Origin of the sequence: Acinetobacter sp. USHLN143 (assembly GCF_037145695.1) — a bacterium.
In the GTDB taxonomy this organism is placed as follows: Bacteria; Pseudomonadota; Gammaproteobacteria; order Pseudomonadales; family Moraxellaceae; genus Acinetobacter; species Acinetobacter fasciculus.
In genome coordinates this window covers 1-23,116 of record NZ_JBBCWZ010000021.1, presented here as the reverse complement: position 1 = coordinate 23,116, position 23,116 = coordinate 1, and the positions used below count along the sequence as shown (strand labels likewise).

The following is a 23,116-nucleotide window of genomic DNA, read 5'->3' as shown; positions in this document are numbered from 1 at the left end:
CTGAATATTCACTTAAACTTTAGAGTTTACAAAAAGTGCTTTTATCTTTATTTTCTGAGCAAAAAGCCATGATAATCCATGATTTGACAATAAATTTTGCACTGTTTAAATCCGACTTTGGTTAAAAGCGCTTTAAAATTATGCGCAGATAACAAGTAAAAATCCTGCTCCAAGCGTTCAATCATCTTGGTACTTTGCGTTACACTCAACCCTGTCTGTTGTGCCATCTTCTGCATAGTTTTAATGTCTTGCTGATCTTCAGGTTGCATCAGATCATAGGTCAATGCAAGACCATTGGTTTTAAGACACTGATAAATAGCCTGAAAAAATCCGTTTTTTTCGGAATTTGGAATGAAATGTGCCACTAGAATGGCCAACGCAGCATCAAACGTATCCGGCTGATTCAAATCTTGGATTGTGCTTTGGATAAGTTGTACCCTTTGTTGATCTATGGAATTCAGATTTTTACTAACCTGTTCCAGCATAGCTGCTGATGGATCAATTGCAGTAAAGGTCCAGTCTGGATGTTGCTCTAATAAATACGACAATTCATAACCTGTTCCGCAACCCACTATTAATATATGTGCGGTTTCTGGGAGTTCAGTGCTGAGAATTGCTTCAATCTGCTGATGCACCAGTTCATAACCGGGAATCAGTTTACGGATATGATCGTCATAACTGGCGACCACGACTTCACTGTGAAAGTTTTTTGCCATATTTTACTCTGATTTTAGATGTTCAGTACATTCATGTATTTCTATTACCAGACCGTCGTGATCAGTAAATTCATTTACAGACATTTTAGAATCTTGCTAAATGTACAACCTCAAACTGCTAGATATATTGAACGTCCATTGCGCAGGTTTTTCGTTACTTTGACGGGGCAAAGTAACCAAACCCTTTTGTTTCACTGATATGGCATCCCTGCCATACAGTGAAACGGCGACATCCATGTCGCCGGGCTCTCTGATGAGTTGCTATTAATTGTTAGCTTTAGGATTAGTTCTAACGTAAAAAATAAAGTTTAAGCAATCTCTTTCAAGTTCAGCTCTTCACGCATAAATTCACGCAATTTGAACTTCTGCGCCTTCCCTGAAGCCGTCATTGGAAATTCCTGGAAGAAACGCACATAGCGCGGCACTTTATTGTGAGAAATATGCTCCTTACAATACTGACGGATGGTTTCTTCAGTACAAGGATCATTTTCATGCAGGATGATGCAGGCACAAAGTTCCTCACCATATTTATGGTCTGGCACCCCAATCACCTGTACATCTGAAACAGCCGGATGGGTATAAAGGAAATCTTCAATTTCTTTCGGGAACAGGTTTTCCCCTCCACGAATCACCACGTCCTTGATTCGGCCCTTGATTTTGACAAAGCCTTCATCATCCATTTCAGCGATATCACCGGTATGCATCCAGCGCGCCGCATCAATCACTTCCTGGGTTTTATCCTGATCTTCCCAATAACCGAGCATCACTGAATAACCACGTACACACAGCTCACCCAATTGGCCGCGTGGAACCACCTTGCCATTTTCATCGACAATTTTAACTTCCAGATGCGGATGTACCCGGCCAACCGTACTGACACGTTGCTCGACACTGTCTGCCGTTGAGCTTTGTGCACTGACGGGTGCGGTTTCAGTCATGCCATAACAAATCGTGATTTCAGACATATGCATCCGTTCAATCACGCGCTGCATAATTTCCTGCGGACATGGACTACCCGCCATAATCCCGGTACGCAGACTGGACAGATCAAACTCGTCAAACTGTTCATGTTCCAGCACCGCAATAAACATAGTCGGCACACCATAAGCCGCGGTACATCTTTCCTGCTGGATGGCTTTTAAGGTTTCCAGCGGATTAAACACGGCAGACGGATAGATCATGGCAGAGCCATGCGTAATACAGGCCAGATTGCCCATGACCATACCAAAACAGTGGAATAAAGGCACTGAAATACAGACACGGTCTTCTGGCCCTAAATGAATGGCTTCACCGACAAAATAACCATTATTTAAAATATTATTATGGGTCAACATGGTGCCTTTCGGATTGCCCGTAGTGCCCGAGGTAAACTGGATATTAATCGTTTCATCAAACTGCAATTCACTGGAGATCTGTTGCAGTTGTTCCAACTCTTGCGCACTAGGCGAGCTTAGTAAATCCTGAAAACGGTGGATGCCGGTATGCTGCTGATCATCAATTTTAATCACATGCTTTAAATGTGGCAGTCGCTCTGCATTAAGGAATTTACCTTCGGTTTCCTGCAATTCCGGTGCAATTTTAGTCAGAATTTCCTGATAGTCCGTCGTCTTAAACTGCGCTGCAATCACCAGTCCCTTACAGGAGACCTTGTTTAGCACATATTCAAGCTCGTTGCTTTTATAAGCTGGATTTAAATTCACCAGAATAATGCCTGCCTTGAAGGCTGCAAACTGGGTAATGGTCCATTCCACACAGTTCGGCGACCAGATCGCCAGACGATCACCTTTTTGCATACCCATTTTCAGCAGCTGACAGGCAAAGGCATTGACTTGTTCCTGTAGCTGCCGGTAACTGAGGCGTATGTTCTGATGCAAACTCACTACCGCATCACGTTCTGCATACCGCTCGCAAGCCTGATCAAATTTTTCACCAATCGTCATGCCCAATAAAGGCTGGCTGCTGGTTCCATAGGCATAGCTTAACCGTACTTGTGTCATTGAATCGATCTCCTTGATTCTTTGTAATTCTGATTTTCAACTTTACTAATTGTTTTATGACCACGACGACCTTGTCTGTGTACCGGTTTTTTGTGTGTTTATGCTTGTAAATTTTCCTCCTGTCCACGTACTGCGTTGACACAAAAATCGGCAATCTGTTTGACAAAGTGATCCTTATACTTCTGATCAAACATGACATTTCGGGACGGATTTAAAGGTTCAATCACGACAAAGGTCATGGCACCAACTACGCCCAACGCTGCCGTATTCAAATCTTCAAATTCGAATTCTCCATTGACCTTTCCTTCGGCCAGAATTTCCTTAATGCTCTGCTTGAGCAGCTGCTTACTGCGAAAACGCTCATGTTCCATTTCCGGATCAACCGGTTCGAACATCAGTGAATACGCCAGTTGGGGGCTATTCATAGCACGCTTGACAAAAGTTGTAACAGATTTTTGCAATTTCAGTTTTGGCGACAAATCTGACTCGGCAATATGGTTCAGGATCCCGACTTCATGCTGAATCGCGGCCGACAAAACCTCGATCAAAATCTGGCTTTTGCTTTCGAAATATCGATAGACCAGCCCTGTAGAAACGCCTGCGCGCTCTGCAATCGCCTGAATCGATGCCTCCTTCAAGCCCCCTTGAATAATCAGTTCACGAGCAGATTCCAAAATCGACAGGCGATTTTGTTCCATTCGTTCCTGCATCAATGATGATCTTTTATAACTCATAAAATTATTCTCAACAAGATAAAATGAATTGTAAATCATTTTGTGAATATAGATTCACTTTTTTATTTTTTCATTGTATGTTAAAACCACAAGCACAACAAAAATGCTTTTTTGGACACAACAAATATAACCTCAGGATGGATGAAGAATGAATTTACAAAGCTTGGATTTCGGTTTGGATGAAACTCTAATAGCGCTTCGTGATTCAGTGGCCGCTTTTTGCGCCAAAGAAATTACCCCGATTGCTCAACAGGTTGACCGTGACAACAAGTTCCCTGCCCACCTTTGGAAAAAGTTTGGCGAGATGGGCCTGCTCGGGCTGACAGTCAGTGAGGAATATGGCGGTTCAAATTTTGGTTATCTGGCGCACATCATTGCCATGCAGGAAATTTCCCGTGCTTCTGCATCCATTGGGCTGTCCTATGGCGCACATTCTAACCTATGTGTAAACCAAATTAAGCGAAATGGTACTGAAGAACAGAAACAGCGTTATCTGCCTAAACTGATTTCAGGTGAATATGTCGGTGCCTTGGCAATGTCTGAACCGAATGCAGGCTCGGATGTGGTGAGCATGAAACTGAAAGCAGAAGACAAAGGCGATCACTACCTGTTGAATGGTTCAAAAATGTGGATCACCAATGGTGGCGATGCCGATGTCCTGGTGGTCTATGCAAAAACCGATTTGCAGGCCGGCGCCAAAGGCATGACCGCCTTTCTGGTTGAAAAAAATATGCCAGGTTTCAGTCATGGCACACATTTGGACAAACTGGGTATGCGCGGTTCAAACACTTATCCGCTGTTTTTTGACAATGTCGAAGTACCCAAAGAAAACGTCATGGGCGGCGTCGGTAATGGCACCAAGGTCTTGATGAGTGGTCTGGACTATGAGCGTGCTGTATTGAGTGCTGGCCCACTGGGGATTATGGATGCCTGTATGGATACCGTGATTCCATATATTCATGACCGTAAACAGTTTGGTCAGGCGCTGGGCGAATTCCAGTTAATGCAAGGCAAAATTGCCGACATGTATTCGACCTGGCTAGCCTGTAAGGCACTGGTTTATGCGGTCGGTGCTGAATGTGACAAAGCTGAGCATAGCCGTAGCCTGCGTAAAGATGCTGCCAGTGCCATTTTATATGCTGCTGAAAAAGCGACCTGGATGGCAGGAGAAACCATTCAGACTTTAGGTGGTAACGGTTATATCAACGAATTTGCTGCCGGCCGTTTATGGCGTGATGCCAAACTGTATGAAATTGGCGCCGGTACTTCAGAAATCCGCCGCATGCTGATTGGCCGTGAACTTTTCAACGAAACAGCCTAAACCTTAACACTTAGAATAAAACAAGGATGTTGGTCATGAATCAGTTATCGAGCAAAATCAATATACGTAGTGAAGAGTTTAAAACCAACCAGACTGCCATGCTGCAACTGGTGGATGACCTAAAACAGAAAATTGAAAAAATTGCTTTGGGTGGTGGCGAAACTGCCCGTCAAAAACATCTGGACCGTGGCAAATTACTCCCCCGTGAACGGATTAATCACCTGATCGATCCAGGAACCGCTTTTCTGGAAATTGGTCAGCTGGCTGCCTATCAGGTGTATCAGGATGATGTTCCTGCCGCAGGTGTGGTCGCTGGTGTTGGTCAGGTCAACGGTGTGACCTGCATGATCATCGCCAATGATGCTACGGTGAAAGGCGGTACTTATTATCCATTAACAGTGAAAAAGCATTTACGTGCCCAGGAAATTGCCGAACAGAACCATCTGACTTGTATTTATCTGGTGGATTCAGGCGGTGCATATTTGCCTTTACAGGATGAAGTATTTCCAGACCGCGATCACTTCGGCCGTATTTTCTACAATCAGGCACGTATGTCGAGCCAAGGTATCGCCCAAATTGCAGTGGTGATGGGCAGCTGTACTGCAGGCGGTGCTTATGTGCCTGCCATGTCAGATGAAACCATTATTGTCCGCAATCAGGGCACCATTTTCCTAGGCGGCCCTCCTCTAGTTAAGGCAGCTACTGGTGAAGTGGTGTCCAGTGAGGATCTCGGTGGTGGTGATGTGCATACCCGTTTGTCTGGCGTGGCTGATCATCTGGCTGAAAACGATGAACATGCACTTGCGATTGCCCGCAACATCGTGGCCAACCTGAACAAAAAGCCAAACAAGACCGCAGATGAAATCGAAGCGCCGCTGTTTGACAGTTCGGAACTGTACGGCATTGTGCCGAGTGACGCGCGCAAGCCTTTTGATATCCGTGAAGTGATAGCGCGTATTGTCGATGGCTCACGTTTTGACGAGTTCAAGGCACGTTTCGGCACTACCCTGGTGACCGGTTTTGCCAAGCTCTATGGCATGCCGGTCGGGATTATTGCCAATAATGGCATTCTATTTTCCGAGTCTGCCCAAAAAGGCGCACATTTTATTGAACTGTGTACCCAGCGCAATATTCCGCTGATTTTCCTGCAAAACATTACCGGCTTTATGGTCGGTCGCCAGTATGAAAATGAAGGCATTGCCAAAAATGGTGCCAAGCTGGTGATGGCCGTCGCCAACGCCAATGTGCCTAAGTTGACTCTAGTGATTGGCGGTTCTTTTGGTGCTGGCAACTACGGTATGTGTGGCCGCGCCTACTCGCCGCGCTTTATGTGGACCTGGCCAAACTCGCGTATTTCAGTGATGGGCGGTGAACAGGCCTCTAGCGTTTTGTCGACCTTAAAACGTGACCAGATTGAACAGAAAGGCGGCAGCTGGTCAGCTGAAGAAGAAGACCAGTTTAAACAACCAATTCGTGATCAATACGAACGCCAAGGCCATCCTTATTATGCGTCTTCGCGTTTATGGGATGACGGTGTGATTGATCCGGCGCAATCACGTGAGGTTCTGGCTTTAAGTCTAGCTGCAGCCCTGAATGCGCCCATCCAGCCAACCAAATTCGGCGTGTTCCGCATGTAAGAGGTGACAAAATGACATATCAATTTTTACAGCTCGAACAGCAGAATCAGGTGGCAACGGTTTGGATTAACCGTGCTGAACTGCACAATGCCTTTAATACTCAAGTCATTGAAGAACTGCATGCTTGCTTCCAGTCTTTAAATAACCGTGATGATGTACGCGTGGTGATTCTGGCGGGTCGTGGCAAAAGCTTCTCTGCGGGTGCGGATCTGAACTGGATGAAACAGGCCGGTCAGGCATCACAGGCAGACAATGAGGCGGATGCGCTCAAACTGGCAAAAATGCTGCAAAGTCTGGCGACCTTAAAACAGCCAACCATTGCCCGGGTACACGGCATTGCCTTTGGTGGCGGCATGGGGCTGGCCTCAGCCTGTGATATTTGTGTGGCCAGTACAGATGCCAAGTTTGCCACTTCCGAGGTTCGCTTAGGTCTGGCACCTTCGACCATCAGCCCGTATGTAATTCGTGCAATTGGTACACGTCAAGCTTCACGTTATTTCCTGACTGCCGAGCGGATTACTGCTGAACAGGCCAAAAGCATTGGTCTTGCGCATGAAGTCACTCCACCAGAACAGCTCGACAGCAAAATTGATGAAATTGTGGAAGCACTTTTACTTGGTGGTCCTGCCGCACAGAGCGCATCGAAACAGTTGATTCAACTGGTTGACCAACAGGTATTGACCGAAGATTTACTGCTTAAAACAGCACAGCATATTGCCCATATTCGCCAGGGAGATGAGGCGAAAAATGGACTGAATGCATTTTTGAACAAACAAAGCCCGGCTTGGATCAAGACCACGGCATAACAACGAGAAGGATCCTACAATGTTTGAGAAGATTTTAATTGCCAACCGTGGTGAAATTGCCTGCCGTGTGATTCGTACAGCGAAGAAATTAGGAATTGCCACCGTTGCCGTCTATTCCGATGCTGATGCGCAGGCACAACATGTGAAACTGGCCGATGAAGCGATCTATATTGGTGAATCGCCAGCAGCTCAAAGTTATTTGCAAATTGATCGCATTATTCAGGCAGCCAAAAACACTGGTGCCCAGGCGATTCACCCCGGTTATGGTTTCCTGTCCGAAAATGACCAGTTTGCCTTGGCCTGTCAGGACAACAATATTGTCTTTATTGGCCCGCCAGTCGATGCCATTCTGGCAATGGGTCTAAAGGCCACCTCTAAAGCGCTGATGGAAAAAGCCGGTGTGCCTCTAACCCCCGGCTATCATGGGACCAATCAGGATGCCGACTTCCTGAAACAGCAGGCAGACAATATTGGCTATCCGGTACTGATCAAGGCCAGTGCCGGTGGTGGCGGTAAAGGCATGCGTCTGGTGGAACGCAGCGAAGATTTTCTTAGCTCGCTTGCTTCATGTAAGAGTGAAGCACGTTCAAGTTTTGGCAATGAAGACGTTCTGATTGAACGTTATGTGATTCAGCCACGTCATATTGAAGTGCAAGTTTTTGGCGATACACATGGCAACTATGTACATCTGTTTGAGCGTGATTGTTCGGTACAACGTCGCCACCAGAAAGTGCTAGAAGAAGCGCCTGCACCAAAAATGCCAGAAGATAAACTGGAAGCGATGCGTCAGGCTGCGATTGATGCCGCTCGTGCAGTGAATTACGTTGGCGCCGGTACGGTAGAGTTTATTGTCGAGCAAGACGGTACGGCCTATTTCATGGAAATGAACACCCGCCTACAGGTTGAACATCCGGTGACTGAAATGATTACCGGACAGGATCTGGTAGAATGGCAACTGCGCGTAGCTTTTGGTGAACCTTTACCGAAGCAGCAGCATGAATTGCAGATTCACGGTCATGCGCTTGAAGCCCGTGTCTATGCTGAAGAGCCGGAAAAAGGTTTTATCCCGGCGATCGGTCAGATCAGCTACCTGCATTATCCGGAGCAAAGTGACTGTGTACGTGTCGATAGCGGTATTGTCGAAGGCGACGAGATCAGCACTTATTATGATCCGATGATTGCCAAACTGATTGTCTGGGGTAAAAATCGTGAAGCAGCCCTAACCCAGATGCACCATGCGCTGGGTCAGTTCCATGTCGATGGTCTGGGTAACAATATTGCTTTTCTAGATCGCCTGGTGCTGTGTGACTCGTTTAAAAATGCACATTTAGATACTGGCCTGATTCAGCGTGAAGAAGAATTTCTGCTCAAACCTTCTGCGGATATCCGTGCCGAACTGGTAGTTAGTGCCGCACTGATTGAACTTCTGTCACATCAGGCACAGAATCCCGTTCCAAGCAACCCGGTATGGCAGCAGCAAGCATTCTGGCGCTTAAACCAACAGAATAGTCATACAGTGCAATTACAACGCAATGGCATTAACCTGAAAATTCAGTTCAGCACCCAAGATCAAGGCTTTGTTGCCAGCTATAACGGTCAGCAAATTCAGATTCAGGGTCAACTCGTCGATGCCCATACTTTAGCCTTGCAACTGGCGGGTAAACAGCAAAAACTGGCTTTTAGCCAGAGTGAGCAAGGCATTACCCTGTTCCAGAATGGTCAAAGCTATAAGTTTAATTACTTGAAGTCTGATTTTAATAATCAGGATGAACAAGGCACGGAAAATAACCTGATCGCACCAATGCCAGGTGTCATTACCCAGGTGCTCGTGGCAGCCAATGACAAAGTCAAAAAAGATGATGTGCTGATGACGCTGGAAGCCATGAAGATCGAATACTCGATTCGCGCACCGCATGACGGCATCATCGCAAGCTCATATTTTCAGAAGGGTGATCAGGTTAAAGCCGGTGATGAACTGGTCGAGTTCCAGCCTCTGGCGGAGGAAGTGGCATGACGGATTTTGTCAAAATCGTAGAGGTCGGGCCACGCGATGGCCTGCAAAATGAAAAAATACCTTTGACATTGGATGACCGGAAAAACCTGATTCTGGACCTAATGAAAACCGGTCTGCAGTCCATCGAAGTCGGCTCCTGCGTTTCAGCCAAATGGGTACCGCGAATGGCAGACAGTGATGTGCTCTTTGCCAGCCTACCCCAAGATCCGAATATTCAGTTCAGTTTATTAACCCCAAACATGAAAGGTTTTGAATCGGCACTGGCTGTGGGTTGCAAGGAAGTGGCGGTATTTACTGCAGCTTCTGAAAGCTTTACCCGCAAAAACATCAACTGCTCGATTGATGAAAGCTTCGAGAAGTTTGCCGATGTCATGGCAGCAGCCAAAGCCAATGATATTAAGGTACGTGGCTATGTTTCCTGCATGGCGGACTGTCCTTATGAAGGTGCCATTGATCCGAAGCAGGTGGTCAAAGTCACCCAGCGTTTGCTGGAGATGGGCTGCTATGAAGTGTCATTGGGTGAAACCATTGGTACAGCAACACCGGATCGGGTGAAAAATGTCTGGGAGGCCTGTCTGGCTGAACTTGATACTAAAGTTTTGGCAGGCCATTTTCATAATACTTACGGCATGGCCATTGCCAATATTTACCAGTCTTTACTGCAAGGCATTCGGGTCTTTGATTCATCCATTGCCGGCCTAGGTGGTTGCCCTTATGCCAAAGGCGCTTCCGGCAATGTCTCAACTGAAGACCTGTATTACCTGCTCTCGAATATGGGCTTTCAAACCGGTATTCAGCTGGATGCCCTGATGCAGGCCAGCCGTAATATCAGTGAAGTCTTGCAGCGCAATAATCCATCCAATTATGCCAATGCCTATTGGCAAAAAGCCTGTGCTTGAAAATAAACTTGCTTGAGCAAAATGCTTTCAAGCAAGCCATAAGGATATAAGCAGCAGATTGAAGTCTGCTACAACAATAATAGAGGTGACAAGATGTCAAACAAGGTTTATGACAGCGCTCAATCCGCCTTAAAGGATGTGGTGCAAGATGGTCATACTCTGGCCGTTGGTGGTTTCGGCCTATGTGGTATTCCAGAAGCCCTGATTACAGCACTAAAAGAAACAGGTGCTAAGCAACTCACCTGTATTTCCAACAATGCCGGCGTAGACGGCTTCGGTCTCGGACTTCTGCTGGAAACCAAACAAATTAAAAAAATGATCTCCTCTTATGTGGGTGAGAATAAAGAGTTTGAACGTCAATATTTAAATGGCGAACTGGAAGTTGAGCTGACCCCACAGGGTACACTGGCAGAAAAATTACGTGCTGGCGGTGCCGGTATTCCGGCTTTTTATACGGCGACGGGTGTCGGAACCGTGATCGCTGAAGGTAAGGATGTCCGTGAATTTAATGGCAAGTCTTACATTCTGGAAGAATCTTTAACAGCTGATGTTGCTCTGGTTAAAGCCTATAAGGCCGATAAAGCCGGCAACCTGATTTTCCGTAAAACCGCCCAGAACTTTAATCCGGTCTGTGCCATGGCCGGCAAAATTACCATTGCTGAAGTCGAAGAGATTGTCGAAATTGGCGTGCTGGATCCAGATGAAATCCATCTTCCGGGAATTTATGTGAACCGGATAGTCGTGAATGCTCAACCGGAAAAACGTATTGAACAGATGACCTTAAAGGCGGAGGCTTGATCATGGCTTGGACACGTAATGAAATGGCGCAGCGCGCGGCACAAGAGCTTGAAGATGGTTTCTATGTCAATTTAGGGATTGGCCTGCCGACGCTAGTCGCAAATTATATTCCGGAAAATATCAATGTCTGGCTGCAATCGGAAAATGGTTTGCTGGGGATTGGTGAATTTCCAACCGAGGAAACTGTCGATGCCGACCTGATCAATGCCGGTAAACAGACGGTTACCGCGCGAAAAGGTGCTTCATTTTTCTCAAGTGCCGACTCCTTTGCCATGATCCGTGGTGGTCATGTCAATATTGCCATTTTGGGAGCCATGGAAGTGTCTGAAACTGGTGATCTGGCCAACTGGATGATTCCGGGTAAAAAGGTCAAAGGCATGGGCGGTGCCATGGATCTGGTCGCGGGTGTACAAAAAGTCGTGGTCTTAATGGAACACTGCGCCAAAGATGGTACACCGAAGATTGTACCGCAATGTAGCTTGCCGCTGACTGGTCAAGCTGTGGTCAACCGGATTATTACCGACCTCGGTGTACTGGATGTTAGTCCTGATGGAATTCGACTGGTTGAACTGGCACCAGAGGTCAGTTTTGAGGAGATTCAAAAAGTCACTGGGGTAGCGCTATTACGTAATGCTGCCTGATCCAGCCAGCCCTTAAGAATGAAGCATCTTAAGGGCTTTTTTATATATAGCCGTTTCATTTCAAAATAATAATCGCAGAATAAATGGATTTTAATCATGCAAACTCAACAAAATATTTTGCAGCGCTTCGCCTTGCGCGTCAGCGACTGGTCTGAAAAATGGTTTCCGGATTCTTATATTTTTGCCCTGCTCGGCGTCATCATTGTGGCGATTGCCGCTATCGGAATTGGTGCACCGGCACAGGATGTCGCGATTTCCTTTGGTGACGGCTTCTGGAGCCTGATTCCCTTTACCTTGCAGATGTGCATGCTGATCGTGGTCGGTTATGTGGTTTCGGTGTCCAAGCCTGTCCAGCTTCTGATCCAGAAAATGGCGCGCCTGCCACATTCCGGTCGTGGTGCGATTGTCCTGGTCGCCACGGTCAGCCTGTTAATTTCTCTGATTAATTGGGCCATGAGTACTGTACTGACTGCACTCCTAGTGATTGCACTGGCACAGCGTAAAGAGCTTAACATGGATTACCGCGCTGCTGCGGCTGCCGCGATTATCGGGATGGGTGCGACCTGGGCACTGGGCATCAGTTCTTCAGCTGCACAGTTACAGGCCAATAAAAGCAGTCTGCCTGAACCGATTTATAATCTGACGGGCGTGATTCCATTTACCGAAACCATTTTCCTGCCGCAATCCATGATCATGACGGCGGTACTGATTGTAGCTTCAATTGCGATTGCTTACTGGTCAGCACCTAAAGGGTCTGACATTAAAACCATTGAGCACTTCCCGATTCAGATTGAAGAAGAAAAACCGGAAGTATCTGCCGAAAAAAGACCGGGGGATTGGCTGGAAAATTCACCCATTTTAAGCATTCTGATTGTGATTCTGGGCGCAGTCTGGATGTTTAACGAATTTTCCAAAAGCAATCCGATTCTGGCCATTTCCAGCTTAAATACCTATAACTTTATCTTCCTGATTTTGGGCGTGGCCTTACACGGTACACCGCGAAATTTCCTGAATGCGGTATCCAAAGCCGTACCCGCCATTTCTGGGGTACTGATCCAGTTTCCGCTGTATGGCAGTATTGCCTTTATGATGACCAATGCGCTAAACCCGGCCGATCTGTCATTGTCACATTACATTGCCGAGTTCTTTGTTTCCATTGCCTCGCAGGAAACCTTTGCCATTGTGATGGGCTTATACTCGGCGATTCTGGGTTTCTTTATTCCTTCTGGCGGAGGGAAATGGATTATCGAAGCGCCCTATGTGATGCAGGCTGCGCATGACCTGAAAGTGCATCTGGGCTGGTCGGTACAGATTTATAATGCGGCAGAAGCCTTGCCGAATCTGATTAATCCATTCTTTATGCTTCCGATGTTGGGTATCCTGAAATTAAAAGCCAAAGATGTGATTGGATTTACGGTGACCCAGTTGATTTTCCATCTGCCTTTGGTACTGTTCCTGCTATGGTTCCTTGGTCGGACATTGACTTATAGCCCGCCGGTATTTTCTTAATTTAAGATAATAAAAAAGGACGAAAATTCGTCCTTTTTTATTTAGGCCGCTCTCTTAATTTCCTGTCTTCTCAACTACACCTTCATCATCTACTTCACGTACAATTCCCGTTTCGGTATTCACGACCTCAAAGGTCACGCGACGATTCTGAAACTGTCCGGCAGGTGTGGCATTGGGTTCAACCGGCTGATCCTCTCCCATGCCAACTGCCTGTAACTGTGCAGGATTGACCCCTTTTCCAACGAGATAACTGGTAATCGCTTGAGCTCGTTGCACAGACAGCACCTTATTTTCTGCTTCACTACCCTGAGCATCGGCATGTCCTGTAACCTTCAGAATGACATGCGGTGCTCGTTGCAATAATGCAGCAGCCTGATCCAGCACCAATTTATTGACCTCGGGAACTTCAGTCGATGCCGTATCAAAATTAATGATCTGTAAATTCAGTGCAGTCGCCACATCCAGCGCTTTAACATTATCGGTCTTGATACTGGCCAAGGCTTGTTCTGCCTCACTATTGGCGGTATTAATCACGTCACTTCTATTGAGCGGCTGCTGGGTCACCACTGTGACATTTTTGGCCAGACTACGAATTTGTGCTGCCAGACGCTCGGCCTCTGCATTGGTTGCTGCACGCACTGAAACCTGATTGCCAATCCAGTCAAGTGACACATTTGGCATTCCCTGCATTGTTCTCAACACAGTCGGAATAGTATCCTGATCAATAAATTCTGAATGATAAACCTCACTGCTCAGCGCCCCACAACCAATATTATAATTAAAGATCTGTTTGATCTCGTTTTGCAAAATTTCCATATACTGCGGATTATTCAGCTGTAATTGACAACTGACAATTTCGCCATTACTGCCTGTACTTAATCGCAAGGATGCAGGCTGAGCTGCAGCAACTTCACTGGTCGCTTGGGTATTTGAATCTTCAACATCATCCTGCATGCAGCTACGAACCAAAAACAGGATCAAACCCGCCAGGATCAGAAAAATAATAAACGGCCATAAAAAGCCGGTTTTTCTTTCTTCCTGAACAATGATGGTCTGCTCCGCCAATACAGGTTCCTGATTTAAATTCTGCCCTGCCAAGGGTGAAACTCCAAGCGCTGCCAGAATAGGGCCAGCCCAAAGGGGTAATGCGCGCTGAATCGAATCGGCGTGGGTTTCCAGCAAATGGCTAATCGCTTCCGGACTCGAAGCACCTGCTTCAGTCTGTAAAAAATTCATGGTCGGTACAATTGACCGGTTCAAGGTATGCTCTATTTCATCTTGCGGCGCGCTCTGATCCACTTGATCGAGAAATTGCTGCTTGAGTGCCGGGTTTGCATTGAATAATTCATGGATTTTTGGATTGAGTTGCTGACCAAGATTCTCAATCCAGGCTGGACGTGCACGCAATATATTTAAAAATATAGGATAGAATTGAGTCAGTGCCTGATCTTTGGCAAATAAATGCTCGGTTTCACCTTGAAGCACAATCGCCGTAACATCGCTTTTTAAGCGTTCTATAAAGTCTATATTCATAATCGTCACCATTCTTTTGATTTTTCTAATAATGTTTAATATTTAATCAGTGTAACGATCCCCATTTTTTTAAAATGTAAATAATTGTATGAATATCATAAAGTTTCACTATTTTTATTGAGCACTCATTTTACTGATACAGAATTTAAAAATAAAAAAAGCCAGCCGAAGCTGACTTTTATAAAATTGGGATCACTTAAGCAGTAAAAGTTTGAACAACTTTACCCAGCACTTTTTGATTAATTAGCGGGGTATTTTTACCTTGTGACACGATGCTTTCTTTATTCAGGGTCCATTCCAGTTCCGGATCTAGCAGCACCCAGCCTGATTCATTTATCCATCGATCTGCCATTTGTGCAACACGTGCCGGAGCTAAGGTTACTTTTTCCACCCATTCCAGTGGGGTCAACAAACCCTCACGAATCAGTTGCAGACCAAAAGGCACATAGGTATCAAAAGCAGTGAAACCTGGCTGCGTTTCAGCAAACGGCGCCATTTTCGCAGAGCTGCTCAGCGGTTCATGATGAGTACAAATCGCATCAATCACACCTGATTTTACACCCTGACGCAGTAATTCTTTATCCTGCTCAGAACGGAGTGGCGGACGTACATGTGCAAGAGAGTTAAATCCATCAATCAAATGATCGGTCAAATGTAACTGATGCATCGCTACATCACAGGTCACCGGTAAGCCTTTTTCCTTGGCAATACGGATCAATTCGACTGATGCACCACAAGACAACAGACCGAAGTGTGCACGTACATGGGTTGCTTCAATCATCAACAGATATTTGGCAATCGCCACGGTTTCAGCCAGTGCCGGAATCATCGGCAAGCCCTGACGTGAAGCAATAAAGCCTTCATGCACACAGCCGTCTTTGGCAATTTGTGGTTCTTCTGCATAGAACACCACCGTCAAGTCTAAACCTGCAGCATATTCAAGTGTACGTAATACCACATCATCATTGGCAAACGGCGCACTGGCATTGGAAACCGCAGTACAACCGCCCTTTTTCAAGCCCGCCATATTTGCCGGTTGTTGACCATTTAAGCCTTGGGTTTGCGCACCAATCACTTGAAGATAGATCCCACCATCCAGCATGGCTTTTTCGACCAGACCATGAATCAGCGCACCATTATCTTGTACGATTGGCTTTGAATCGGGTGGCGTAAATACGTGCAAAATGCCATTTTCACGTGCCGCTTTTCCTTCAGACTTAAGCGTACCGTGTTGCTGTTGACCCGGTTCACGTAAACGCGCACACAAATCGACCATGGTTGGCATTAACCATTTGCCTTGACCATCAATCGTTTCAAAGACGTCTGCTGTTTCTGCAACGAATTTACCATTTTCCAGATACACGGTCTGGATAGAATTAGTGTTTTGGATCGGATCAAGAACACGGACATTTTCAATTTTTACAATAGTCATGACTTATTCCTTAACCCGCAATCGCTTCAATCAAACCTTGTTCTTGTAACTGGCCTTGCATCGATAAAGCCAACACCGCCATACGCACGGCAATACCATTGGTCACCTGCTTCAAAATCACAGATTGCGGACCATCCGCAATACTTGAGTCGATTTCAACGCCGCGGTTCATTGGTCCCGGATGCATCACGATACAATCCGGTTTGGCCATGGCAAGACGTTCTTTATTCAAGCCATACATTTTGTAGAACTCTGCTTGCGAGGCCAGTGCCGGAGAATCAATACGCTCGTTTTGAATACGTAAGGTAATGATCACGTCGCAGTCTTTGATGCCGTCTTCCATATTGTTAAATAGACGAACACCATCGCCATATTCTTCAAAACCCAATGGCAGCAAGGTATTCGGTGCAATCACCCGGATATCCTGGCAACCTAAAGTTTGCAAGGCAGCCACATCTGAACGCGCGACACGTGAATGCTTGATATCGCCAATAATGGCAATCGACATTTCTTCGAATTTTTTATTGGTTTCGCGGCGAATGGTCAGCATGTCCAGCATCGCTTGAGTCGGATGCGCATGACGGCCATCACCGGCATTAATAATTGCCACTGTTGGACAGACATCCTTGGCAATAAAATGCGCTGCCCCTGAAGATGAATGACGCACCACGAAAATATCGGCCGCCATGGCTTCCAGATTCCATAAGGTGTCACGCAGGGTTTCACCTTTGGAAGTACTCGAACGGGCAATATCGATATTGAGAACGTTGGCAGAAAGGCGCTTGGCAGCGGCTTCAAAGGTGGTGCGGGTACGGGTTGAATTTTCGAAGAACAGGTTCATCACCGTTTTGCCTTCGAGCAAATTATTGGTGATCAGCTGATTTTGGTCATTAAAAAAGGACTGTGCAGTGTCCAATATTTTTGTCAGGGTTTCTTTAGAAAGACCTTCGATGGTCAAGAAGTGTTTTAGATTACCTTCTTTATTGAGTTGAATCTGGCTCGGTGTATGCAATGCCGCCAAGTGCATGAGAGATTCCTTATGCGTTAAGTCAACATATTATACAGAGATTGGCGAATTTTTATAGTTGGCCATGCTGCTACTTGTACAAAAAGCATCTGAACAATAAAAACAAAAAATCAGATTCCTTTGTATTTTTTCAATAACATAATTTAACCCGATTTGCATCTTGCTGATTTTAAGTACAAAACCAACGGGCGCTTCAGTCTGGAGCATTCACACCCATCTCAGGTTTAACGCAGTGCACCAATATACCGATGTGACACCTGTGCACGATAGATATCGTCTTCATCCGGTTCGACCGAGATCAGCCCTTCCTGCTGGATCGGATGTGCAGATTCTGTTTGTGAGTCTTGTGCTGTTTCAGAAATCTCCAGTACCATTTTGAGGCGCTGGATCAGATGATTCAAATCTGGATCCTGGGTTTGCTCTGCCAGTTGAATCACATGCCGGGCATAATCCAGGTTCTCTGCCAGATAAATTGCATCAATTACCCGACCGGAAACCCGTCGTAAACGTGCATAAATTAAAGTGGCCACTGAAAAAGCGTCATGGTTGCGTAACTGATTCTCTAACATCTTAACCCCCATTATAAAATTGAAAAATCAGGCAGCCATCGCTCCCCATCGACTGACCGCCTGATTTGCCATGTATAGAGCAAAATGCATACCAGTTCCTCAATTTATAGTGTGAATATTATTTTTCTCTATCACATGCCACGGCCTTTCAGAGAATTTCAAAAGCTTTCAATATAAAAATACGGTAAACTTAGCGCAGTTTTTTATTTATCTTTTTTGGTCTCTCTATTATATGAATACCTCTCCACGTTTAAGCAATTATTGGGTCACCTGTGCCGATGGTCTGGAAACCTTATTAGAAGAAGAAATACAAGGCTTAGGTGTTCAGAATATTGAGCGTTTTCCAGGCCGTTTAACCTTTAAAGGTACACTGGAAAATGCTTATCGTATCTGCATGTGGTCACGTCTGGCTTCACGTGTCTTGATGCCGATCCACACGCATGAAATTGAATTTTCTCATGATGCGCGTGATGTGGCAGAAGAACTCTATGAAGGGGCTCTCAGCTTTGACTGGTCGCTGATTTTTGCACCACAAAGTACCTTTGCGATTCGTTTGCATGTCGAACGTGATATCAAGGTCAATACCCAGTTTGCGACTTTACGTGCCAAAGATGGTGTCGTAGATTCCTTTATGGAAGCCGTAGGCAAACGTCCAAGCATTGATACCAAACAGCCTGAAATTACCATGTATATTCTGGCAGGCAAGAAAGAACATACTTACTGCCTGGACCTGTCTGGCGACTCTTTGCATAAACGCGGTTATCGCCGCTTTATGACTGACGCCCCAATCAAGGAAAACCTGGCCGCTGCGATTCTGCAAAAAGGTGGTTTAAAAGCGTTAAATCCGGACATCATTGTCGATCCAATGTGTGGTTCAGGTACCTTTATTATTGAATCCCTAATGATTTTGACCGACCGTGCACCGGGTCTGGTCCGTCGTTTCGGTTTTAATGGCTGGAATGGCCATGACCATGAACTGTGGATGAGCATCAAGGCCGAAGCTGCTGAACGTCATCAAGCGGCAATGGAAAATCCATTACCACAATTCTATGCCTTCGATGCGGACTGGGAAGCGGTTAAAGCCACCAGACAAAATATTATCGCGGCGGGTTTTGAAGCTGCTCTCGACAATATCATGATCGAAGAACGGACTTTAAATGACTGGCCTGATTTCCATGCAGAAGGCAAGAAAGTATTCTTCGTGACCAACCCGCCATATGGCGAACGTCTCGGCGATAAAGCGCAAAACCGTTCTTTATACCTGGGTTTATCGGCTTTATTGCAAAAGAATTTCCCGAATCAAAAAGCGGCTGTGATTGCCTCCCAAGTGGAACAGGCCGATGTGCTAGCGTTCAATGATCCGCAAATCCTGCGTTTGATGAATGGTAAATTGCCGATCTATATCCGCTTCGGTACGGTTAAACCGGCCGCAGTGGTACGTCCATTCCTAGAAAGCTGGCAGCCTCAGCAGTTTGAACCGATTGAAGGTGCGATGGAATTTGCCAACCGTCTGACCAAAAATATGCAAGCTCTAAAAAAATGGGCAGTCAAGGAACAGATCCATTGTTTACGTCTCTATGATGCAGATTTACCTGATTTTAACGTCGCAGTAGATCTGTATGGCGAGCGTTTGCATGTACAAGAATATGCGCCACCTAAAACTATTGATCCGGAAAAAGCCAAAAAACGTTTCAACCTGGCCTTACAGGCAATTCGTGCCGTGACCGGTTTGGGCCGTGATGCGATCTTTATCAAGACCCGTGCACGTCAGGAAGGTAAAAACCAGTACACCAAACAAAGTACAGCATCCAAGCGTTTTATCGTTCAGGAAGGTCAAGCCAAGATTCTGGTCAACCTGACCGATTATCTGGATACCGGTCTGTTTCTGGATCACCGTCAAATGCGTTTACGTATTGCACGTGAAGCAAAAGGCAAACACTTCCTGAACCTGTACAGCTATACCTCAACGGCAAGTTTACATGCTGCTTTGGGTGGTGCTGCAAGTACAACCAGCGTCGATCTGTCGAATACTTATTTGAACTGGTCTAAAGAAAACTTTGTTCTGAACGGTTTAACTGTAGATCATGCGGATGAACAACACCAGTTCTTTGCCTCTGACTGTTTCGAATGGCTAAAAGAAGGTCATGAGCAATATGAGCTGATCTTTATCGACCCACCAACCTTCTCAAACTCGAAGAAATTCTACGGGACCTTTGACGTACAGCGCGACCATTTGTCCCTGTTAAAACGTGCGATGAACCGCTTAACCACTGATGGTACCTTGTATTTCTCAAATAACTATCGTGGTTTTGAGATGGATGAAGAAATTCTGGCCTTCTTTGATGTTGAAGAAATTACCCAGGAAACCATTGGACCTGACTTCAAGCGGAATCAAAAGATTCACCGTGCCTGGAAAATCCGTCATCCGCAAGTGTAATTTGATGATGAATTAACTGTCTTTATCACGATTGATATCTTCTTTATTTTCCCTGAGCTGAGTTTTAAGCCATGCTTTAAAGCTCGCCGCAACAAGAATACAAAAGTGTTGCAATGCTCGAAGTTAAAAATAAGATTAAAAAAAACCCAGCCTAGGCTGGGTTTTTTGTTGCAAGGAGAAGCGGTTTAGTTAAGTTTCATTTTTTCAAAGATTAACTCACCTGCTTCAGCTTTCACCAGAATGGTATCGCCCGGCTGGAATTCTCCGCCCAGGATTTTCTGCGCCAGACCATTTTCAATCCGCTGCTGGATTGCACGTTTCAGTGGACGTGCTCCATACAATGGATCAAAACCGGCCTCGATCAGCTGATCGAAAGCGCTGTCATCTACCGACAAGCGCATATCGCGTTCTGCCAGACGTTGACGTAAACGGTCCAACTGGATATCGGCAATACCGCGAATCTGGTCTTTTTCCAGCGCATGGAACACTACCAGTTCATCAATACGGTTGATAAATTCCGGACGGAAATGTTCCGATACCGCATTCATCACCACCGTACGGACTTCTTCTTTAGTGGCATTACCGCCCAATTCACGTACATCCTGCGAACCCAGGTTCGAAGTCATGACGATCACAGAGTTTTTAAAGTCCACTACCCGGCCTTGCGAGTCAGTTAAACGGCCATCATCCAGTACCTGTAGCAAGATGTTAAATACGTCCGGATGCGCTTTTTCGACTTCATCAAACAAGATCACACTATACGGTTTACGACGTACGGCTTCAGTAAGCACCCCACCTTCTTCATAACCGACATAGCCCGGAGGCGCACCAACCAAACGGCTGACCGAATGTTTTTCCATAAATTCTGACATATCGATACGCACCATGGCATCGTCGCTGTCAAACAGGAAATTTGCCAGAGCTTTGGTCAATTCTGTTTTACCGACACCCGTTGGACCCAGAAACAGGAATGATCCACTTGGTCGGTTCGGATCTGACAGACCGGCACGTGAACGGCGTACTGCATTGGATACCGCCACCACGGCTTCATCTTGCCCTACTACACGGTTATGCAGGAATTCTTCCATATGTAGCAATTTGTCACGCTCGCCTTGCAGCATTTTCGCAACCGGAATACCGGTCGCAGCACTCACTACTTCAGCAATTTCATTGTCGGTGACTTTGTTACGCAGCAATTTTGGCGTTGCGCTTTCATCGGCTTTTTCAGCCAGTTCAAGCTGCTTTTGCAACTCTGGTATCACGCCATATTGCAAACGCGCGGCCTCGCCCAGATCACCTTCACGTTGCGCTTTTTCAAGTGCTGTACGTGCCTGATCCAGTTTGATCTGTACGTCTTTATTGCCTTCGACCAGCGCTTTATCTGCACGCCAGACTTCTTCCAGGTCATGATACTCTTTTTCAACTGTGGCGATCTGATCGGACAAGTATTGAATCTCAGCTTTGGCACCTGAGTCTTCATCTTTTTTCACCGCTTCCAGCTGCATTTTTAACTGAATCAGACGGCGTTCCAGTTTATCTAAAGCTTCTGGCTTAGAATCGAGTTCCATTTTGATGCGCGATGCTGCTTCATCAATCAGGTCAATGGCTTTATCCGGCAACTGACGGTCGGTGATATAACGGTGTGACATTTTCGCAGCAGCAATAATGGCTGAATCCAGAATCTGTACCCCGTGATGGGTCGCATAGCGATCTTTCAGACCACGCAGAATCGCAATGGTATCTTCCACGCTTGGCTCATCCACCAGCACTTTCTGGAAACGACGTTCCAGCGCTGCATCTTTTTCAATATACTGACGATATTCATCCAGTGTGGTGGCACCGACACAGCGCAGTTCGCCACGGGCCAGCGCAGGTTTAAGCATATTGCCGGCATCCATCGCGCCATCACCTTTACCAGCACCCACCAGGGTATGCAACTCGTCGATAAACAGGATGATTTCGCCTTCGTGTTTGGCAATATCTTTCAGAACGGCTTTTAAGCGCTCTTCAAACTCACCGCGGTATTTGGCACCGGCCAGCAAAGAACCCAGATCTAGAGATAAAACACGTTTCCCTTTGAGTCCTTCAGGCACTTCACCATTAATAATCCGCTGCGCCAGACCTTCGACGATTGCAGTTTTACCGACCCCTGGCTCACCGATGAGTACCGGGTTATTTTTGGTACGGCGTGATAAGACCTGAATGGTACGGCGGATTTCATCATCACGGCCAATCACAGGATCAAGCTTGCCTGCCAACGCACGTTCAGTTAAATCAATGGTGTACTTATTCAGTGAATCACGCTGATCTTCATGATTATTGCTCATGACTTTTTCATCGCCTCGAAATTGATTAATCACTTGGCCTAAAGTCTCTGCCTTTACGCCAATACTATTTAATAAGGTTTTGGTATTTCCGGTTTCTGCCAGCGCCAACAGCACCCAATCCGTAGATAAAAACTCATCTCCGGCTTTTTGCGCAAAGCTGTCTGCCAGATGCAATACTTTTGCCGCTTCAGGACTGAGGTTGATATCTGCTGATGGATTGGTCAGGGTTGCCGCATTGCTCAATGCTGTTTGCAGCTTGGTTTGTAGCTCACGCAGATTAGCACCGGCCTGTTGCAGCAGGCTGACATTGGATGCTTCATCCATCAAGGTGGCCAAGATATGGATCCCATCAATGGAGGTATGATCCTTACTCATGGCCAGCGATTGTGCATCGGAAAGGGTTTGCTGCAGGCGATTGGTAAATTTTTCAAAACGCATTCTTGTTATTCCTCACAACAAATTTTCTACTTGATGGATATATGGGTGCACTTGATAAAATTTCAAATCATTTTTATATATTTTTCAAAAACTTAATATAAACATTTAGACAGTCTTTAATAATAATATTGGTGTAATCAAATCATATTTCAAGTGAGGTTAGAAGAATTTTTGGTGGTGTTTCAAAAAGTATGCTGAAAAAAACAATATGGCTTTTGATAAAATAGAGGTATGAAAATAACGCTACAAATCAAATGTCCTACCTGTCTAAGTAACAATAT

The 23,116-nt window shown here is 45.8% G+C and carries 17 protein-coding genes; 9 read left to right on the top strand and 8 right to left on the bottom strand.

What is annotated here, in order from left to right; translation table 11 throughout:
* Positions 1–47: 47 nt before the first annotated feature.
* The 3 genes from WFH18_RS07680 to WFH18_RS07670 all read right to left on the bottom strand — a co-directional run bounded on the left by WFH18_RS07680 (position 48) and on the right by WFH18_RS07670 (position 3,447).
* On the bottom strand, positions 48–716 hold the full coding sequence (locus WFH18_RS07680) for a class I SAM-dependent methyltransferase (protein WP_004280114.1): 669 nt from the start codon (positions 714–716) through the stop codon (positions 48–50).
* Positions 717–1,024: 308 nt separating this feature from the next.
* A complete protein-coding gene (locus tag WFH18_RS07675; RefSeq protein WP_004280116.1) occupies positions 1,025–2,713 on the bottom strand; it encodes an AMP-binding protein in 1,689 nt (562 codons plus the stop codon).
* Between the two features lie 98 nt (positions 2,714–2,811).
* Entirely contained in the window at positions 2,812–3,447 is a 636-nt protein-coding gene (locus WFH18_RS07670; RefSeq protein WP_005251442.1) for a TetR/AcrR family transcriptional regulator, read from the bottom strand.
* 148 nt (positions 3,448–3,595) lie between these two features.
* Between WFH18_RS07670 and WFH18_RS07665 the strand changes: the two genes are divergently transcribed.
* The 8 genes from WFH18_RS07665 (at position 3,596) to WFH18_RS07630 (ending at position 13,072) form a co-directional block, all read left to right on the top strand.
* The gene (locus WFH18_RS07665; RefSeq protein WP_004280119.1) at positions 3,596–4,768 is read left to right on the top strand and encodes an isovaleryl-CoA dehydrogenase; all 1,173 of its coding nucleotides are present in this window, start codon (positions 3,596–3,598) and stop codon (positions 4,766–4,768) included.
* Between the two features lie 35 nt (positions 4,769–4,803).
* A complete protein-coding gene (locus tag WFH18_RS07660; RefSeq protein ID WP_121979737.1) occupies positions 4,804–6,405 on the top strand; it encodes a carboxyl transferase domain-containing protein in 1,602 nt (533 codons plus the stop codon).
* 11 nt (positions 6,406–6,416) lie between these two features.
* Positions 6,417–7,211 (top strand): enoyl-CoA hydratase/isomerase family protein, encoded by a 795-nt coding sequence (locus WFH18_RS07655; protein ID WP_004280123.1) that lies wholly within the window; start codon positions 6,417–6,419, stop codon positions 7,209–7,211.
* A gap of 19 nt (positions 7,212–7,230) precedes the next feature.
* Positions 7,231–9,225: an acetyl/propionyl/methylcrotonyl-CoA carboxylase subunit alpha gene (locus tag WFH18_RS07650; RefSeq protein WP_004280124.1), complete on the top strand. Its 1,995-nt coding sequence runs from the start codon at positions 7,231–7,233 to the stop codon at positions 9,223–9,225.
* The gene (locus tag WFH18_RS07645) at positions 9,222–10,124 is read left to right on the top strand and encodes a hydroxymethylglutaryl-CoA lyase (protein ID WP_005251439.1); all 903 of its coding nucleotides are present in this window, start codon (positions 9,222–9,224) and stop codon (positions 10,122–10,124) included. The genes WFH18_RS07650 and WFH18_RS07645 overlap by 4 nt, the downstream gene beginning before the upstream one ends.
* Before the next feature lie 93 nt (positions 10,125–10,217).
* Entirely contained in the window at positions 10,218–10,922 is a 705-nt protein-coding gene (locus WFH18_RS07640; protein WP_005251436.1) for a CoA transferase subunit A, read from the top strand.
* Positions 10,923–10,924: 2 nt separating this feature from the next.
* Positions 10,925–11,563, top strand: coding sequence for a CoA transferase subunit B (locus WFH18_RS07635; protein ID WP_005104503.1), 639 nt, complete (start codon positions 10,925–10,927; stop codon positions 11,561–11,563).
* 96 nt (positions 11,564–11,659) lie between these two features.
* A complete protein-coding gene (locus WFH18_RS07630; protein ID WP_004646585.1) occupies positions 11,660–13,072 on the top strand; it encodes a short-chain fatty acid transporter in 1,413 nt (470 codons plus the stop codon).
* Between the two features lie 54 nt (positions 13,073–13,126).
* Here the strand turns inward: WFH18_RS07630 and WFH18_RS07625 are convergent, their stop codons facing one another.
* The 4 genes from WFH18_RS07625 to WFH18_RS07610 all read right to left on the bottom strand — a co-directional run bounded on the left by WFH18_RS07625 (position 13,127) and on the right by WFH18_RS07610 (position 17,633).
* Entirely contained in the window at positions 13,127–14,617 is a 1,491-nt protein-coding gene (locus tag WFH18_RS07625; RefSeq protein WP_121979738.1) for an OmpA family protein, read from the bottom strand.
* A 184-nt stretch (positions 14,618–14,801) separates the two neighbouring features.
* Positions 14,802–16,037, bottom strand: a complete 1,236-nt coding sequence (locus WFH18_RS07620; RefSeq protein ID WP_005266789.1) for a dihydroorotase — start codon at positions 16,035–16,037, stop codon at positions 14,802–14,804.
* Positions 16,038–16,047: 10 nt separating this feature from the next.
* Positions 16,048–17,064, bottom strand: a complete 1,017-nt coding sequence (locus WFH18_RS07615) for an aspartate carbamoyltransferase catalytic subunit (protein ID WP_004280134.1) — start codon at positions 17,062–17,064, stop codon at positions 16,048–16,050.
* Positions 17,065–17,288: 224 nt separating this feature from the next.
* Positions 17,289–17,633 (bottom strand): hypothetical protein, encoded by a 345-nt coding sequence (locus WFH18_RS07610; RefSeq protein ID WP_005251424.1) that lies wholly within the window; start codon positions 17,631–17,633, stop codon positions 17,289–17,291.
* A 232-nt stretch (positions 17,634–17,865) separates the two neighbouring features.
* Between WFH18_RS07610 and rlmKL the strand changes: the two genes are divergently transcribed.
* On the top strand, positions 17,866–20,070 hold the full coding sequence (gene rlmKL / locus WFH18_RS07605; RefSeq protein ID WP_004280136.1) for a bifunctional 23S rRNA (guanine(2069)-N(7))-methyltransferase RlmK/23S rRNA (guanine(2445)-N(2))-methyltransferase RlmL: 2,205 nt from the start codon (positions 17,866–17,868) through the stop codon (positions 20,068–20,070).
* A 185-nt stretch (positions 20,071–20,255) separates the two neighbouring features.
* Here rlmKL and clpB read toward each other — a convergent pair whose 3' ends face one another.
* Complete coding sequence (clpB, locus tag WFH18_RS07600) at positions 20,256–22,835, bottom strand: ATP-dependent chaperone ClpB (protein ID WP_004280137.1); 2,580 nt, start codon at positions 22,833–22,835, stop codon at positions 20,256–20,258.
* Between the last annotated feature and the right edge of the window lie 281 nt (positions 22,836–23,116).

Coding starts and splice junctions, on each gene's coding strand:
- WFH18_RS07680 (WP_004280114.1), bottom strand. CDS start 716: ATGGCAAAAAACTTTCACAGTGAAGTCGTGGTCGCCAGTTATGACGAT.
- WFH18_RS07675 (WP_004280116.1), bottom strand. CDS start 2,713: ATGACACAAGTACGGTTAAGCTATGCCTATGGAACCAGCAGCCAGCCT.
- WFH18_RS07670 (WP_005251442.1), bottom strand. CDS start 3,447: ATGAGTTATAAAAGATCATCATTGATGCAGGAACGAATGGAACAAAAT.
- WFH18_RS07665 (WP_004280119.1), top strand. CDS start 3,596: ATGAATTTACAAAGCTTGGATTTCGGTTTGGATGAAACTCTAATAGCG.
- WFH18_RS07660 (WP_121979737.1), top strand. CDS start 4,804: ATGAATCAGTTATCGAGCAAAATCAATATACGTAGTGAAGAGTTTAAA.
- WFH18_RS07655 (WP_004280123.1), top strand. CDS start 6,417: ATGACATATCAATTTTTACAGCTCGAACAGCAGAATCAGGTGGCAACG.
- WFH18_RS07650 (WP_004280124.1), top strand. CDS start 7,231: ATGTTTGAGAAGATTTTAATTGCCAACCGTGGTGAAATTGCCTGCCGT.
- WFH18_RS07645 (WP_005251439.1), top strand. CDS start 9,222: ATGACGGATTTTGTCAAAATCGTAGAGGTCGGGCCACGCGATGGCCTG.
- WFH18_RS07640 (WP_005251436.1), top strand. CDS start 10,218: ATGTCAAACAAGGTTTATGACAGCGCTCAATCCGCCTTAAAGGATGTG.
- WFH18_RS07635 (WP_005104503.1), top strand. CDS start 10,925: ATGGCTTGGACACGTAATGAAATGGCGCAGCGCGCGGCACAAGAGCTT.
- WFH18_RS07630 (WP_004646585.1), top strand. CDS start 11,660: ATGCAAACTCAACAAAATATTTTGCAGCGCTTCGCCTTGCGCGTCAGC.
- WFH18_RS07625 (WP_121979738.1), bottom strand. CDS start 14,617: ATGGTGACGATTATGAATATAGACTTTATAGAACGCTTAAAAAGCGAT.
- WFH18_RS07620 (WP_005266789.1), bottom strand. CDS start 16,037: ATGACTATTGTAAAAATTGAAAATGTCCGTGTTCTTGATCCGATCCAA.
- WFH18_RS07615 (WP_004280134.1), bottom strand. CDS start 17,064: ATGCACTTGGCGGCATTGCATACACCGAGCCAGATTCAACTCAATAAA.
- WFH18_RS07610 (WP_005251424.1), bottom strand. CDS start 17,633: ATGTTAGAGAATCAGTTACGCAACCATGACGCTTTTTCAGTGGCCACT.
- rlmKL (WP_004280136.1), top strand. CDS start 17,866: ATGAATACCTCTCCACGTTTAAGCAATTATTGGGTCACCTGTGCCGAT.
- clpB (WP_004280137.1), bottom strand. CDS start 22,835: ATGCGTTTTGAAAAATTTACCAATCGCCTGCAGCAAACCCTTTCCGAT.